The sequence below is a fragment of the Lysinibacillus sp. NPDC086135 genome, assembly GCF_044746345.1.
GTDB lineage: Bacteria > Bacillota > Bacilli > Bacillales_A > Planococcaceae > Lysinibacillus.
Window position 1 is genome coordinate 61,377 of sequence record NZ_JBIVCA010000004.1, and the last position, 15,922, is coordinate 77,298.

The following is a 15,922-nucleotide window of genomic DNA, read 5'->3' on the forward strand; positions in this document are numbered from 1 at the left end:
TTAACACTAAGTTAAGGGGATTTTGAAAATTCTGTTATTTACGCTTTTAGAATTGTACCTACCCAAATAATCTTTAAGTCTTTCATCTTTTGAAGATATTGGTTAGCAGTAGTTTCATTAACGTAAGTACCTGTTTGGAAGTAGAACTTACCTTTGTCTTCATGGATTGTAATATAGTCAATGTTAGCAAGTTTGTTTTTAGCAACCTTAGCTTTAGCGTTCTTAGCTTCTAGCTTCGTGTTAAACGTGCCTGACTTAATTCTGTACAGCTCGTTATTAGCAGGTGGTGTATTTGCTTCACCTTTTCCTTTAAGCTTGTTAAGAGCCTTCTCGACACGGTTCAAGAAGTCCTTCCAAGTTCCTCTGTCTAGGATTCTGTGTGGGCAGTATTTACCTGACCAATCTTGATGTTTGCGAACCTTATCAATACCTAGACCATGTTTCATTAATAGATAAGCTACAAGCTCAACTGCGTTGTTCTCAGCTTTATCATATCTCTCACCACCACTCTTAGAGTAGCAGATTTCAACACCAATACTTTTGCGATTACCATTTCCGTTACCATCACCACAATGCCATGCGTTTCTATCAGTAGGAACGACTTGAATAATTTCTTTGTCGTCTACAGCATAGTGGAATGAAACTTGATTGTTATTACTATTGTGGTAACGTGCTTCATTCACAGCAGGTGCGTCATTTGCTGTATTGTGAACTGTAATATACTCAGGAATCAATTTGTATGGTGCTTTGATAGAATACTTAGCAGAGCTTACTAGTATTTGTTTAATTTCTAACATATAAAATCACCTTCGATTAATATTTTTTTTGAATTTAAAAAAGAGCCACCTAATTACTTAGGTAACTCATTGAGTGCTTCTTTAAATGTTTCTTCCATAGTTTTTAAGGCTTTGTTCACAAGACTCTCAAAGATTGCTTGAGACATAAACATGCCAAGTATTCCGTATTTACCAAGAAACATTTTGTACACGTATGAAAGCTTTAAGCTTCCTGTTTTACTACCGAACTCTTTCTCAGCAATGTCAACAGCGTGGATTAACCACATAAGCATTAGCTCTTGACGTTTGTCGGAGGGGGTAGCAATTATAGGGTGTCTCTCCATTACGGGTTTACCGTCTTTGTCTAATACAGGTTTTTCTACATCTTCATTCACTTGTTTGCCATCAGAGTCTAATACAGGAACTTCTTTCATTTCCTTTGTTACTTCCTGAGTCTCAGGGCCAGTAACTTCAACTTCCTTCATTTCAGTTTTAGGTACTTTAACAACTTCAACTTAAGGTGTTTCAGCAATACCTACTTCTTTTTCAACTTCAATAGTTTCATAAAGCTTACCGCCAATATTGAATGTTTGTTCACCGAAATCATGGATTTGCTCTTTGTCCTCAGGTGTAATATCTTGAATTTCAAGCATAACCTCATAAGTGTTGTTTACTAAGTTTTTGTCTACTACTAATTTCATGTGGCAATCGTTCGTCAACCTCAGCCAAAGGAACTTTCTCTACAGCTTTAATACTGCTCAGGAGAACCAAGTTCAACTCGAACTTCATCAATTTTGTCAGGGTAGGCGAGATACTTTACTAGCAATGACATGTTTACACCTTCTTTGACATATTATTATGTTACTTTTATTCAGTTTCTTCAAAAGAAACTGTTTCTAAAATATCACAGAAGCGATTGTAACGCTCTGCTTCAATTCCTGAGAACTCTTTGTCAACTTCAAATACAACACGTTGAATAGCTTTAACCATTTCAACTTTCTCGTTTTTAACTTCGATAATAAAATCTTCATTCATTAATTTAGACACCTCAAGGTTGAATGAAGTACTATCCTCAAGGATAACGAACTCTTGACCTTTTTCATCTTTGTCACGAACAGGTTCATCATTATCATCTTTCTTAGCGTAATCCTTTAAAAGAATTTCACGCTCATTGGAAATTAATCGTAGTTGCTCCTCCAAGATTGCAATAAAGCGAGAACGCATACGAGAATCCTTACCTTTTAATGAAAGCTCATATAGAAAATCTCCAAAAGCTTTTAACTCATAGTTTTTAAATACTAAAATCATGATATTTATTCCTTTCCATTCAAAAAATAGAGGGGAAGTCAACTTTCCCCTCTATCATGTATTATATATAATTATGCTACTTTTACAAACGGTTTCAAAAAATCTATAAAAACTATTTTAAGGTAGTTTATAAGGTTAAATGATGAATGCATAAGCTCCACCTTTAGAGCCAATATTAATCAAAGTATAAACTTCGTTTACCATTAAAATACGTGGCTCGATTTCAGCGAATGTTGTACTGCCAGTCCATGTTGGAACAGTAATTTCAGTGTTTACTTTAACTTTACTTACAGAAACTTCAACATAAACTTGTGATACAGCTTTAATATCAATGATAGTATCAACCTGACTTACAACTTTTGCATCAATTTCAGTAGGGACATCATTAGCGTACTTAACAAAGATTTCTGTATCTTGCTCTGAATCATCGTATCGCTGTACAATGACAAAAGCTTCAACATAAGGTTTAGTTACAATGATTTCTGTAGCAACATCAGATATAATGTTTGGTTCGATTTCTACCCAAATATTATTTCTATATTTAACCTCTACTTCAATTTCAACCTTTGGTTTTGAAACGCTAATTTCTGTTCTTGGTGAACTATCATCTTTAACTCTAGGTGTGATTTCAGTTTTTATTTTGTCTTTGTCTACTCTGATTTCTGCATAAGTAATAGAAGACCACGTTTCATTAATTTCAATTTCTATATCTACTTGATTCTTATCATGAGTAGGAACAGTGATTTCTACATGAATTGAAGGTTTTGTTACGTTTATTATTGCTTCTTGTGTGCTATCTCTCCATATAGTATTAGTAATTTCAGCTAATACAACAGGTCTGCTGACAGCTATTTCAGCTAGTGTTTTATCATCATCTCTAGATACTCTAGCGCCAATTTCAGCAAATGTTATACTTTCATCACGAATTGCAGAGATGATTTGTGACCATACATAAGGTTTAGTTACAACGATTTCAGCAAATTGTTCTGAGTATAAAGGTACTTCTCTTCTATGAACATAAATTTCAGCAACTCTATCTCTCGAAGTAAATACAGAGTCAACAGTAATTTCAGCATTCTTTACTGACTCTCTTCTTTTATATACAAAGATTTCAGTTAATTGCTGACTTCTACCTGTTGAGAAAATTCTTGAATCAAAGTATTTAACAACTAATTCAGGTGGGAGCTTAGTCTCTCTAGTGTAGAACGTTGTTTGACCATGCTCAGTTTCATTTGACAAACGAATAATGAAGCCATTATTAATTATCTTTAATGCTATCCAAGATTTAATAATATCAAGTACATCAAATTCGATATAACCTTTTTCTTTGTTTATTGTAAACTCATTGGATATTAGATTAATAGGGTTAGGCTTATTGAGATTAGTAATATTTGTTTCGCTCCAAGAGCTATCTGCATTTAGAATTTCTAACTTTAAGTTAGTAGGGGCTGTATCTTTGTAGTATAAGCGTAAATGAGATTCTGTTAATACATATGATTTATCAATTGAAGATAAGTCAAATTGAACAAATGAGCGATAAATATCTTCTGTGCTTCGACCAACAATCATAGATGAATTTGTACCATAGTTAATAGATTGGTAAGAAACCTGTTCTCTTGTAAATGCATCTTGAGTAGGATTAAATATATCTGTAACTATTGGTGGTTGTTGTACTTCATAGATAGCAAACATTTTATTATGAGGTGGCACTTCAATTTCAGCCTCTAGATTGTAATGTCCAATTGGTTGAATTTCAGCAAATACTTGTGACTTATCACCATACACAATGTTCAAATAAGTATCTTTTTCAGATTTGCCTATTGCACGAGAAATAAGTTCTGTTTTTCTAGTGTTTTCTCCAATCGCTCTAGGTATAATTTCAACATCTTGTTCTGATTTCCCTACAGCAATAAGTGTATATTTTGCTTTGAAATTATTTGTAGGTTTTATCTCAATGATTGTATCAACAGTATTGTCAATATCAATAATTGTTCCATTTGAACTACTGAAAGATTGTACATCAATCAGTAGTTCTCCATTATTTAGAGAGTTATTTTCTCCCATAATTACACTTCCTTATCACATTGTATTGTGATTAGGCTTTATCTGCTCTCACGATAATGTCGAATGAACCGTTAGCGTCAGGCGTTGAACCTAATTCTGTTTTTAATCGTATGAAGAATTGTTTTTCTTCGTTATTTTTTAGTACACCATTTAGTCTTAAATCAGGTTGAGGAATGAAAGGAGATTGGCTTGTACTAAACTCACAAGTCATACCTGTAGGGAAGTTTGCTGTGTTAGCATATAGATGTACATTCTCAACATCATACCCATATTGGTTTTTAAGAATAATCTCATGCTCAATAGTAGTTTGACCTGCAATGATAATGCCAAAGTCAAGATATTGTAGAACTTCACCAATTTCACTTGAGAAGTATTTTCCATATATATCTTTAAACATAAGGCCTGAGTATGTTCCTATGAACCTAGTAGAGTAAAAGTCAGTAGTGCCATAGAAATCTTGAAATTCTATTTTAAGAGTATTCCAATCATCAATCCTAATGTCTTTACTTCCGATTACTAACTCAATGTTTTGAGGTGATTCCCCTAACTTAGTAAAGCTACCATCACTAGGATAGTAGTTACCATTATTTAATAGGACACGATATTGAACACGAGTTAAATCATCATCACTTAAAATACCTTTTAGAACGTTACCATCTAAGGAAATATCAATCTTAGCTGTAGTATTTAAGATATAAAGACTTGTATCTTTGATAGTTGTAGTGTTACGAGGTAGGTAGTCTTCAAATGAAACTGTCTCAACAATTGTTTTGATAGTGTCACGAGGGTTGTCTACTAGGAATATACCAATATTAAGATATTCGCTATTCCATGTGCGCCATTGCTTGTCAGCAATGCTATTCAGTTCTTTATGTGTCATACCATTTTTCATGATTGCTTTCTCAGTAGAGGTATCAGTCACCACAAACTTATTTTCTGCTTTACTCCAAACATACCAATTGTCAGTTTTTTCACCTGCTATGAAGTAACGAGCTTCATCACGATATGATTTAGATATGTCATTAACAAACACATCGGCTAAAGCTCCATACACACGTTTAGGGCTTGTTAATTTGATGAACTGAGGTTTGGGTACTGCTTTTATTTCAAGCGCTCTCTGAGCTGTCTCAGGGGCTTCGTCAGTCCATGTTACAACCTCGAAGTCACCTTCCAATTCATCGACAGGAGACCAATTCGCTTCAAGGATTAAATCAGCTTCCTTTACATCTTCATCATCTGTGTAGTAAAGAACCTCAACGCTATCACCAAATTCTTCGTAGATGTTGAATGGTTCAACTTTTGTTGATACGATAATATCGTCTGTTGACTCTGTATAAACCACTACAGTAGGTAGTTCACCGATATAGTCATAAACACTGTAATGCTCAACACCTGTCTCTACAGCGATTAGAGAGGTGTCTGAGTCGGTGTAGTAGATTGCTTGAGGCTTGTCACCTAATAAGTCCTGTGCTTTGAACTCATTTTTATTTAATACAACAGATGTGAACTGTTTATCCTCAAAATCAGACCACATAATTACTGATTTATCTCCTGACAGCTCTTTCCACTGTTTCTCTTTGATTTGGTCAAGATTGTTCATACCATACTCAATGAAGTTTTCTTCTGTTGGTGTAGTTGATTGCCAATTAGTGCCATCGTGGTATTTATAATCTGAATTGTATTGAATTAAATACTTATCAGGAATAGGGGAGATTACTCTATCGTAGATTTCTATAGAATCTATTTGGCATTGTAAATAAATATCATTATGATAAACTCGTCTACACAATTCTAAATTAAGGTCAAATGCTGTTGTGAAACCTCTTGTTTGAGTTGTAGAATACTCAGGATTATTAAATGTATCCACATAATAATTCACTGTTTTATTGGGTAAAAATTCTATCATTATATCATGCCATTTATCATCACAAATATTTTTTCCAACTCCATTGGTATCAAGAGTGACGCCAACAGAATCAGAAGCATAAATATATAGCTGTCCTACACCACCGAGTATGCCAAGTCTGAAACCATTGTAACCTGCCCCTCTTAAATTACCCATTACAGCTTTATTTGATGATGGTATACTAGGTATTTTGATTTTAAATCTAATCACAATAGGTTTTCCTATTTGTATGATTGATGGTGGAAAGGAAACACTTTGGTCTGCTCCATTAAAGCTCATAGCGTATCCTTTACCATTCCAACCAACAACACGAGTAGGATTACCTACTAATGCTCCTGTATAACCACCTATGGAATCCATAGAATTACCACTAGTTTCATCAAAACCAATAAATGCTTTACCATATTTTCTTAAATTATCTTTACTATTAGCCATTGTATTGACCTCCAATATTTTTCTATATTAAAAGGACAACTAACTTAATAGTTGTCCTCAATCATTGCTGTTTTAAAATAACTGCCAATAGGGATAGTAAACATTCTACCTTTGCCTAATGCTGATTTATTATTAGTCACAATCTCATATTCAGTTGTAGTTTTAGTAAAATCAATAGGTGGTCTATCGACTGCTGAATCAATCTCTCTAACTATTCCACCTTGAGCTAATATCATATATTCTTCTGTGTTAGGGATTTCTTTTACACGAGTTGAAGTAGGGGATAAAACAAGGTTTTTATTGTCTGAGGTTTTAACTACTAAACGTTTTTGTGTGAAATCAGAAGGGGAGAGAGCTTTATCATAGAGTTGGAAATCATCAATTTGACCAGTAAACCATCCATTAGTAACACCAGCTAGTCTGCCAATATTAAAATTAGGATATAGATGTCCATTGTTGTTAAAATTTGCTTTAACTTTAGCAATAGGTTTTGTCATATCGTCTATAAACAAGTATACCAATGAGTCCTTTAACCCATCCCAAGAGAGAAATAAGTCATGCCATTTATTATCTATATAAGTATTTTCCGAGACAATATAATAACAAAAATTTCCACCAGAATTTGACCAAGCAGTACCGATTTTGCCGTTGTTTATATATATCGTCATTCCTTTTTGAGTTGTAAAAGCATTAAGAGATGCCACCATATACATATCTGTTGATTTATTGGTATTACACTTAAATTTAAAACGCATTGTTAAACCACCAGTAGAAGGTATGTCAGCACTACTTCCTAGTGTTTGTACTAACACATCATCAATACCATCAAAATCTAGTGCATTTCCTTCACCATTCCAACCACTAACTCTTGTTGCACCTGTAATTGTACCAACATATCCACTGCCTAATTTGTCTATAGTGTTTCCACTTGATTCATCAAAGTCATACCATGCGATACCATACTTACGCATTGGTTCTTCATAGTCTGTTTCAAAGTAATCATGTCTTAATAGTTCCCCATTTGAATCTATGTCAATAGCGTCCAAAGTGAAATTAAGATTTTGCTTATTTTTAATTGTTATAGTATGAATGCCTTGAGGTAAGTTTAGTTTTTCATAAACTACTACTTGAAACAATGTTGCAGAAGAAGTGGTAGACACTATAGAAAAAGATTCAATTGGATTATTATCTATCTTCACATCAATTTGAGATGAATTTGTTGTTTCTGTTCCTATTGCTCCTATTGCGCTTATTATACGAATATTAGAGCCTGTGAATGTTATTTTCACATAGTCATCAATTTTATTAGACAAAGTTCTATCACCTTGATAGTAACTAGTGTTAGCACCATATGCCCAACTTCCTACATAATGTAATCTAGTATAATTATCATTATATCTTCTCCAACCATTTTCAGGCTGTGGCAATGATTGACCTAACATATTATTTCACCTCTCTTATATTCAATGTATTGATTTTACCAATATCATGTGTAAATACTTTACCACTTACATTAGCGACAGGTGTGTCATTAAAGTATCTATGTTTATCAAAAGGAACATCTAATTGAATTTCTTTACCTTGTTCAATACCATGTAAAATCATGTTTTTAGTAGAGTTGTCAGGTAGGTGAATGAGGGTGTTATCTGATAGAGAATAATATTCATTTGTTATATCACTATAAATAGAGAAACCATACTCATTAACTTTCACTTCAAAGTCAATAGGAGCTAAGATGTTGCTGTTTAAATTGAGTTTTTCTATTTCTTTTAAACCATCTGTTAATCTGCTATTTAATAAAGTAGAGCTATATTTACCATTCACACGAAAGATAGTTATTTCTTTGGGTATTCTCCCATCAGGGGAGCCTAAACATATGACCATTTTAGTTATTACATCATCTGTCTCTATTGAAAACCTAGCCCAATTACCTTGACCTGCTGTTGAATTTAAACTATAAATGAAAAGTGTGGAAGAATCTCCACCTGTTGAATTGTTAGTATATTTTTTGTTGTTGTTTGATAGCCTATCAAATCCCCAATAAGAGGTGTCATTCCAGTAATGAGGAACTCCTTTTGTTACTGTATCGTATGCATCTAATACACGATAATTAACTTTTTTAGAGCCATAATAAAGCTCTATTTCAGTAATGGTTGCACCATTGCTGGAAAAGTAATCAAAAAGCTCTATCACATATGTTTCTTTCATTTTATCACCTGTTTCTATTTTTAAAAAATAAAACTCAGCACTATTTAAAACTAATGCTGAGTAGTTTCTTGCTTATCTTCTTCGTTATAATAGTATTTGGTTCAATATCTTGTAAAACATGGTCTACTTTATTTATAGGTTTATTAAGACCTTCGAAATCTCTTTTGCCATAACTATAGAAATTTCTAACTGATTTATTAGGTAGAGTTACTAGAGATACACCTTTGTAACCAAAGACCAACTCACCAATAGCAGAATAGTACGCTGAGTTTGCTACTGTTATTTGAACTCTGTAGTATTGATAAGCTCTTTCATTAGTAAATTCAAATATCCTAGTCTCATTTTGTTTCCAACCTGTTTGATTTTGGATTTGTGCTAACTCATTCCATAATAATCCATCATTAGAACATGAAATTTTGAACTCTTTAGGAGCAGTGGCGTTACTGTCACTATAGTTTCTTGTTGTAAGAGACAGTTTGTTACATCTCTTCCTAGTTCCAAAATTTATTTGAATCCACCCTAAAGGACTTCCACTTGTTGTAATCCATGAGTCTGTGTATTCAGTGTTTTTACCATCAAAAGCTTTCCAAGGAGCATAGGATGAATTGAAATCACCACTAGATGTTATTTGGTATGGAGATGGGGTAGTATTGGAAGTCATTTTAGTTTCATATGTTGTGTCAATTGATTCTATAGAGTAGATTTTACTGTTGGATTGTAATAATAGTCTATGTGTTCCTAAAGAATAATTTTGTAAAATTGTCTTTCCTTCTGCCATACTAAAAGTATCATCAAAGATTTTTTCGTACTCAATATTGTTTTTTGAAACACTTACTTTAATATCTCTAACTTCATAAGAAGTATTTGTCCAATTCTTTACAAATACTTTTTCAAAACCCTCAACATAATCAGGAAGCTTTATAGTATAAAAAATTCCACTAGCAATACCATTGTATGGAGGTAAAGAACCTCTTGTTTGGAACATATGGACATAGTTATCGTCAGCGTTTCGTGTGTTACAGTTAGTTTCAACAACATCACTTTTTGTTAACTTTACTAGATTGCCTTTTTGGTCATACACTTCAATATAAAGTATTCCACTACCACTAGTACCTCCACCTGAGCCTTCTATTTTTAAATACCAATTCATTATCTCACCTCTATTCTCTAATTAAAACTGATACACAAAGGTTTTCTATCTAATTTTTTTACCCAAAAACCTTCCGCATTTTTTGAGACATTATCTTGTAATATATGATTATCTTCAAATACAATTCTATCCATAGGAGGTATAATTGTCATACCATAATCTGATAAATTCCTCTGCGAAATAGTTGGTATTTTATAAGACTTTAACATCTTAAAGCCAAACTTAATTTCGCTTATCCCTATATATGGCGCACCATTGTTAGATTCAATAAAAATTCTTATATATTGAAATTTTTCATAGTTATCAAATGAAAAGGTTTTTATTTCTTCTTTTGTCCAAGTTAAACCAGTAGCGTAGTATAGCTCTTTCCAACTAGCATTATCATTAGAGCCTTGAATCCTTAAGTTCTTAGGATTAGCTGTTACTACATATGTAGAAGTTATAGCATAAGAAATACCTTGAATACTAACCATATCAATATTCACTTTTTCACCAAAATTAAGAGTTATCCATTGGTTTGTTGTGCTTCCACTAGGCGCTAACCAAGAAGTTGCAATATCTCTATCAAAAGCTTTCCAAGCAGGGTAAGCATCACCATAGATACCACTAGAACTCACAGAGAATGGGGAAGGGGAGGTATCAGAGGATAAAATAAAGTCATAATTATGCTCAATATCTTCAAAAGAGTATCCTCTAGATTTTGATTTAAATAAATATCTATCAGCAACCCAACGGTATAGTCCTGAGTAAACACCAATACCTAGATTAACTTCATTATAGTTTGAGATGTGATACTTTGAATCAAAGGAACATTTGTTGTATACATTTAGTCTTGTTCCTTCTTCGTAAAAAGTGAAGTTTGTAATACAGTTTTCTAACGTTGTTGAACCTATTCCTGTATAACTACTAGTAAAATTTTTTTGCACATCAAAAACACAATTTACAAACTTAATAGTAGATGAAGCGCTGTTTCCATACATTAAGCTTGGCGCTACATTTGTACTGTATTTTATAACGCAATTGTGTACTTCGCCTCTAACGCTAGAACCATCTACATAACAAATAGAGGTTTCGTAATTAAGGGTTCTATTACCATTGCCTGTGTGAAAATCAAAAATAATTTGATAAGCTCTTGTTCCTTCATTTTTAAACATAATACAGTGCGTATCTCTACCGTTATGTTTCCTTCCATCACATAAAAATATTGTTTTCCCTCTTTCGCCAATGAATGAAATTGCTTTATTATCATCCCAAAGCCCACCTGAATCATATGTTCCTGCAATTCTAGTGACATCATGAGTACCTGCTTTTGCAAAAACTGCATCACCTGTTGTAGCGCATTTTGAAACAGCATAATTTACTGTTGCGAAAGGAGAAGACAATGAACCATCATTTGTGTCTGAGCCTTTTATTGAATCAACATAAAAGATATTATTAAATGTCAGTTTTTTATCGCCAACAGTTATTTTTGGCAAATTATTCCACCTCAGTTCTGATTTTTCTAATGTCAAAATATTTCTTTAAATCAATTGTTTTGCTGAATACTTTTCCTATTTCATCAACATCTAAAATCTCACTTTTATTGGTCATTTCCATAGTATTTAGTGTTGTTAATGTGCGGTCAAATAGGGGAGAAAGATTGTCCATTCCCTTTTCTAGAAATTCTTTGGAGTTTGGTAGCGTAGAGGAAACTGTTGACCAATAGTATGGGATAGATGGTATTTCTTCAATATACTCATACATTTTCAACTCATAAAAAGAAGTGCTTTCGTAATTTTGAGTTTTAGAAAAATTAATTCTATATCTCTCATAATAATTAGAAGAAGCTATTGTATAAATTTTCTCTCCACCTTCATTCCAACTTTGACCTGTTTGAGAATCCAATGTAGTCCAATTTACACCATCACTTGAGCCTTCAAACTTCCATGCAGAAAGACCATAATATTTAGCGCAGATTATACCATATTTAACTATCTTTACTTCTTTCATGAAATTGTATCCAATAATTGCATCCTGCTGTCTATAGCTCATCGGATATGCAGAAGAGTGATTTCCATCGAAAAGGCGGAAAGCACTTCCTGAATTTTTATTTGAAAATGCTTCACCAGTTGGGCTAGTATTGGAAGTCATAGCAGGAATAATTGTTTTTGAGCTAACACTAGGAGGTATAGAAGGAATATATCCATTAAATTTTTTGTATTCACCATCATGTAAAATAAGAGTTTTGTTTTCAGGTTTCTTCTCATATCCTAGTTTTACTTCTGAAAAACCTGTATACTCTCCACCATTATTCTGTAAAATTTCTATTTTATAGTATAAGAACTGTGTTTCATTAACAAACAATTGTTCTGAAATATATGATATAGGTCTGTTTAAATCTGATAATCTTATAAAAGATAAGCCATCATTAGAACCATATATAGCAATTTTAGTTGGATATTGAACTTCAAAAAGTGATGTTGTGTTTGTTTGAATTGCGTTTACTACACTTGGTTTGTCTAGTTTTATTATGATGTGACCGATTTTTGTGCCATTCAATGTTAGCCATCGAGCAGTGCCATCATCATTATTTATCAAACCATCGAAAGCTTTCCATCCATCGTAATTATTGCTGTATTTAGAAGATGCTGTGACACTATAAGGAGCAGGTGTAGTACTAGAAGTCATTATAATGTCATACCAAACTATTACATTCATCTATCTCACCCCAGTTCTTATACTTCTAATATCAAAATACTTGTTTAAGTCAATGGTTTTACTAAATGTTTTACCAACTTCTCCTGATAATAAAATGTCATTTCTTTGTGTCATTTCAGTTGGCTCTAAAGTTGTAGTTGTACGCTCTAGTAGGGGAGAGAGGTTGTCCATACCTTCCTCAAAGAACTTAGTTGAAGTAGGTAGAGTAGAAGATACTGTTGACCAATAAGCAGGAATATCAAGAGTATCTTTTTCATACATCTCAAAGGAACTGACTAATGTATAGTAACTATGGTGACTTAATCCAAATTGTAACTTATAGAATAAATACTCATTGCTATTATTGAAATCATAGGTTACTTTAGCATTGCTGTTAGGATGATTGTTAACAGATAGAAGGTTGTCATAGCTTAAGCCATCATAACTACCAAACAAAGTGAATTCTTTTAATCCATATAAGCTACCTGAAATTGATAGGGATGCTAGTGTAATTTTATTTATCATTTTTGGAGAGTCAAATTGGTATTGAAGCCATGATGGAGCGCTTGCACTAGAGCCATTGTCATACCAATATGTTGAGTTATTTCTATCAAATGCTTTCCAAGCAGGGTCATAAGCACCCCTTGCTGTTACTCTTCCTTTTGGGCTAGTATCACTTGTCATATTTGGTACTGCATTAATAGTTGGGTCTTTACCTAATATTTTAGGGTTAAACTTCTTATACTCGCCATCATGTAAAACAAGAGTTTTGTTTTCATTATGCATCTTTTTCTTTCCATCAAATGAATATAGGTTAGGTGCTTTGTATGGGTATGCAAATGGCTCTTGCCCTGCGTTAATAGTGAAGGGGATTGCGCTATTAGAACCATCTGCTGAACCGATAGCAGGTTTTATTATAGATAATGGCACACCGTTAGAACCCTTAATGTCTATAAGTGAGCTAAAGCTTCCACCATTCATGTGATACCTATATCTAGGTGTCGAAGGTGATGTTAAATCTAACTCAATTCCATAGATTGTATCCAACTGTGGTTGCCAAAGTATTTGGTATGAATTAGGTTGATTATAGTTAGTTCCATCAACTGAAACAAACCCTATCCATCTGTTTATCATTCTCCCACTATCAGGAGTAGTGAGTTCAAAATAAAAGACACCCTCTCCTAATTTTCTACCACCTAGTGTATTCATCACTTCTGTAGATGCGTTAGTGGCAGTGTAACTTGAGTTTTTAGTCCATCTTGCATCAATAATATTCATTACAATTAAACACCTTCTTTAAAGATAGGATTCAAGCTATCAATTTTTATCCAATCATCACGAGTGATTTTCTTTCTGAGTAAACTTCCTGTATCTGACCATGTTGAATCTAATTCCATGTCAAAAACATAGTCTCTTTTTAGCCTGAGAGATGTATTAGACTCTTTATAAAAGTTTAATGCTCCAACTTCTGAATAACTTGAGCCACTATTGTTTGTTTGCCATTTAATTCTATAGCCTTTGTAGCTTTGAGTGTTATTGAAATCACATATAGCATCTGTGTTAATAGTAGTGAAAGTATGAATTCTTTTATCAAGCTCAATCCACTTTCCATCATGACCATTTGTTGTATCAAAACTTCCCTCAAGAACCCAATCTTTAATCATATATGGCAATATGTTTGCCTGCCCAATACTTCTTACCTTGTATCTATTTATCTTTATTGCACTATTGAAAACGAAGCCTAAGTATCCACTAAGAATACCATTTTGCGTTATATATCCTTCGGGTTGGTCAACATTGTCAAATGCTCTCCAAGCAGGGTAGCTACCTGAGTGATATTCTGTTTCTGCAAATGCAATACCATGTGTAGTACTAGCAGATGTGTTTGAAGTCAAAGTAGGAACGATATATCCTCCTGCTGTGGTTTGTATTTCTTCAACAAAAGGATTAGCTTCAAAATCTGACTTTGTTATAATGAACTCATCTGTCACAAAGCCTGCAAATAAATCTATTCTAATTTGAATAAATTGTTTAGTATCAGATTGAATAGCTCCATCCATAGCTATAGCAGTCCAATCAGACCAATCCCTGCCATTATCTGAAATCCTTGTTAGTACTGCGAAAGAGCTTGCTCCTTTATTTGTTTTAGTGGTAAATACTTTTTCGAAGTCCTTAAACTTATCGCCTAAGTCAACTACATCAGAAGTCCAAGAACCTTGTTCGGTGTAAATAGGGTTTCCCTGACCATCAACATCAACTTGCATTAATTGAAGGTGTCCTGTTGACTTATTGATTTCAGTATTGTTATGTGTTCCTGAAACACCAATAGGCAATCCTATCTCTTTGCGTTCTAAATTACCGCCTATAACTGTCATAGAGTATCTTCCTTTCCTGATTTTTAAATATGAATTATGTTTCCTTCTAGTCTATCTCCTGTATCAATTGACTCTATACCACCAATGAAAGTAATAAAACTACCACTTACATTTGTGAATGAATTGTTTAAAAATAATACAATAAATTTAGAATTTTTAGAATATTTTATTTCTCCAATCCTAGCATCTAAACCTTTACTAACAAGATTATCTCTTAGTTTCTCTAGTGAGTATTTCCCTGTATCTACTGTGTAGACCTTCTCAGTTGATGATTCAAATGTTGATAACTTATTGTTCGTAGATGTTATTTCTAAGGAATTATTTTTATCGGGAAGACGTAGCCAAAATCGTTTCATAGTGCATTTCCTCTCTTTACGTTAGTTTTTGATTACCCAATTAATCTGACCTGCTCTATTGGCTTCTAAAGGGGCATAGAAGCGTTCTACTTCAATCCCTCTTGATTTGAATACCAAATAGCCATTCATATCCTTGTTTGATGTTAATTTGACCTCAATAAAGGCACTATCACTAAATGGTAGTGAAACAACAGGTTGGAAGAATAGTTGCACATCATCTTTCTTATAAACTGTTTTGTAGCCAAAATTAATTGACTTGATATTTGAGCGTTGAACACCTTGTACATTACTGTAATCAGCGTAAGCTTCTTTATATGTGATAAGGTCTTTGTTTTCGAAATTTGTTGTTAAATGATAAGTTTTTCCATCTTCATCAATATACTCAACTTCAATTCTTCTTCTCATTAGGTTGAATGAACCATCTGACATTTCGAAGAAAAATTTCATCCCTTGACCAAACAAACCAAAACGAATAACCTGATTTCTCTGAATTAAATAAAAATCATTTTTCTCATGCGTAAGTAGGTCATACTCAGCATAGTTTTTACCATTTACATAATCAGCGTTCCAATTAAAGGGAATACCAATTGCTTGTAAATTTTGTCCATTTGTGAATAACATTTTATCAATCTCCTTCATTGTATTGAAAGTTTCTATTAAAAAATCCA

Annotated in this window: 15 protein-coding genes; all 15 read right to left on the reverse strand. The window is 33.2% G+C overall.

The features are described from left to right. Positions 1-38 precede the first annotated feature (38 nt). Positions 39-797, reverse strand: a complete 759-nt coding sequence (locus tag ACIPKN_RS07215; RefSeq protein ID WP_400934608.1) for a peptidoglycan recognition protein family protein — start codon at positions 795-797, stop codon at positions 39-41. 53 nt (positions 798-850) lie between these two features. After that, the gene (locus tag ACIPKN_RS07220; protein WP_400934609.1) at positions 851-1,261 is read right to left on the reverse strand and encodes a hypothetical protein; all 411 of its coding nucleotides are present in this window, start codon (positions 1,259-1,261) and stop codon (positions 851-853) included. A gap of 30 nt (positions 1,262-1,291) precedes the next feature. Next, positions 1,292-1,477: a hypothetical protein gene (locus ACIPKN_RS07225; RefSeq protein ID WP_400934611.1), complete on the reverse strand. Its 186-nt coding sequence runs from the start codon at positions 1,475-1,477 to the stop codon at positions 1,292-1,294. Between the two features lie 166 nt (positions 1,478-1,643). Then, entirely contained in the window at positions 1,644-2,084 is a 441-nt protein-coding gene (locus ACIPKN_RS07230) for a hypothetical protein (protein ID WP_400934612.1), read from the reverse strand. A gap of 135 nt (positions 2,085-2,219) precedes the next feature. After that, positions 2,220-4,148, reverse strand: coding sequence for a DNRLRE domain-containing protein (locus ACIPKN_RS07235; protein ID WP_400934613.1), 1,929 nt, complete (start codon positions 4,146-4,148; stop codon positions 2,220-2,222). A gap of 31 nt (positions 4,149-4,179) precedes the next feature. After that, positions 4,180-6,489 carry a LamG-like jellyroll fold domain-containing protein gene (locus ACIPKN_RS07240; RefSeq protein ID WP_400934615.1) on the reverse strand — a complete coding sequence of 770 codons (2,310 nt, stop codon included), beginning with the start codon at positions 6,487-6,489 and terminating at the stop codon, positions 4,180-4,182. 44 nt (positions 6,490-6,533) lie between these two features. Continuing rightward, positions 6,534-7,931, reverse strand: a complete 1,398-nt coding sequence (locus ACIPKN_RS07245) for a LamG-like jellyroll fold domain-containing protein (RefSeq protein ID WP_400934616.1) — start codon at positions 7,929-7,931, stop codon at positions 6,534-6,536. A gap of 1 nt (position 7,932) precedes the next feature. After that, complete coding sequence (locus tag ACIPKN_RS07250; protein ID WP_400934617.1) at positions 7,933-8,697, reverse strand: hypothetical protein; 765 nt, start codon at positions 8,695-8,697, stop codon at positions 7,933-7,935. Between the two features lie 40 nt (positions 8,698-8,737). Next, positions 8,738-9,847 carry a discoidin domain-containing protein gene (locus ACIPKN_RS07255; protein WP_400934619.1) on the reverse strand — a complete coding sequence of 370 codons (1,110 nt, stop codon included), beginning with the start codon at positions 9,845-9,847 and terminating at the stop codon, positions 8,738-8,740. Positions 9,848-9,864: 17 nt separating this feature from the next. Continuing rightward, a complete protein-coding gene (locus ACIPKN_RS07260) occupies positions 9,865-11,322 on the reverse strand; it encodes a discoidin domain-containing protein (RefSeq protein ID WP_400934621.1) in 1,458 nt (485 codons plus the stop codon). Between the two features lies 1 nt (position 11,323). Next, positions 11,324-12,544 (reverse strand): discoidin domain-containing protein, encoded by a 1,221-nt coding sequence (locus ACIPKN_RS07265; RefSeq protein WP_400934623.1) that lies wholly within the window; start codon positions 12,542-12,544, stop codon positions 11,324-11,326. After that, on the reverse strand, positions 12,545-13,801 hold the full coding sequence (locus ACIPKN_RS07270) for a discoidin domain-containing protein (protein ID WP_400934625.1): 1,257 nt from the start codon (positions 13,799-13,801) through the stop codon (positions 12,545-12,547). Positions 13,802-13,806: 5 nt separating this feature from the next. Next, entirely contained in the window at positions 13,807-14,898 is a 1,092-nt protein-coding gene (locus ACIPKN_RS07275; RefSeq protein ID WP_400934627.1) for a hypothetical protein, read from the reverse strand. 23 nt (positions 14,899-14,921) lie between these two features. Beyond that, positions 14,922-15,254 carry a hypothetical protein gene (locus ACIPKN_RS07280; RefSeq protein WP_400934629.1) on the reverse strand — a complete coding sequence of 111 codons (333 nt, stop codon included), beginning with the start codon at positions 15,252-15,254 and terminating at the stop codon, positions 14,922-14,924. A 21-nt stretch (positions 15,255-15,275) separates the two neighbouring features. Then, positions 15,276-15,875 carry a hypothetical protein gene (locus ACIPKN_RS07285; RefSeq protein ID WP_400934631.1) on the reverse strand — a complete coding sequence of 200 codons (600 nt, stop codon included), beginning with the start codon at positions 15,873-15,875 and terminating at the stop codon, positions 15,276-15,278. Positions 15,876-15,922: the final 47 nt, after the last annotated feature.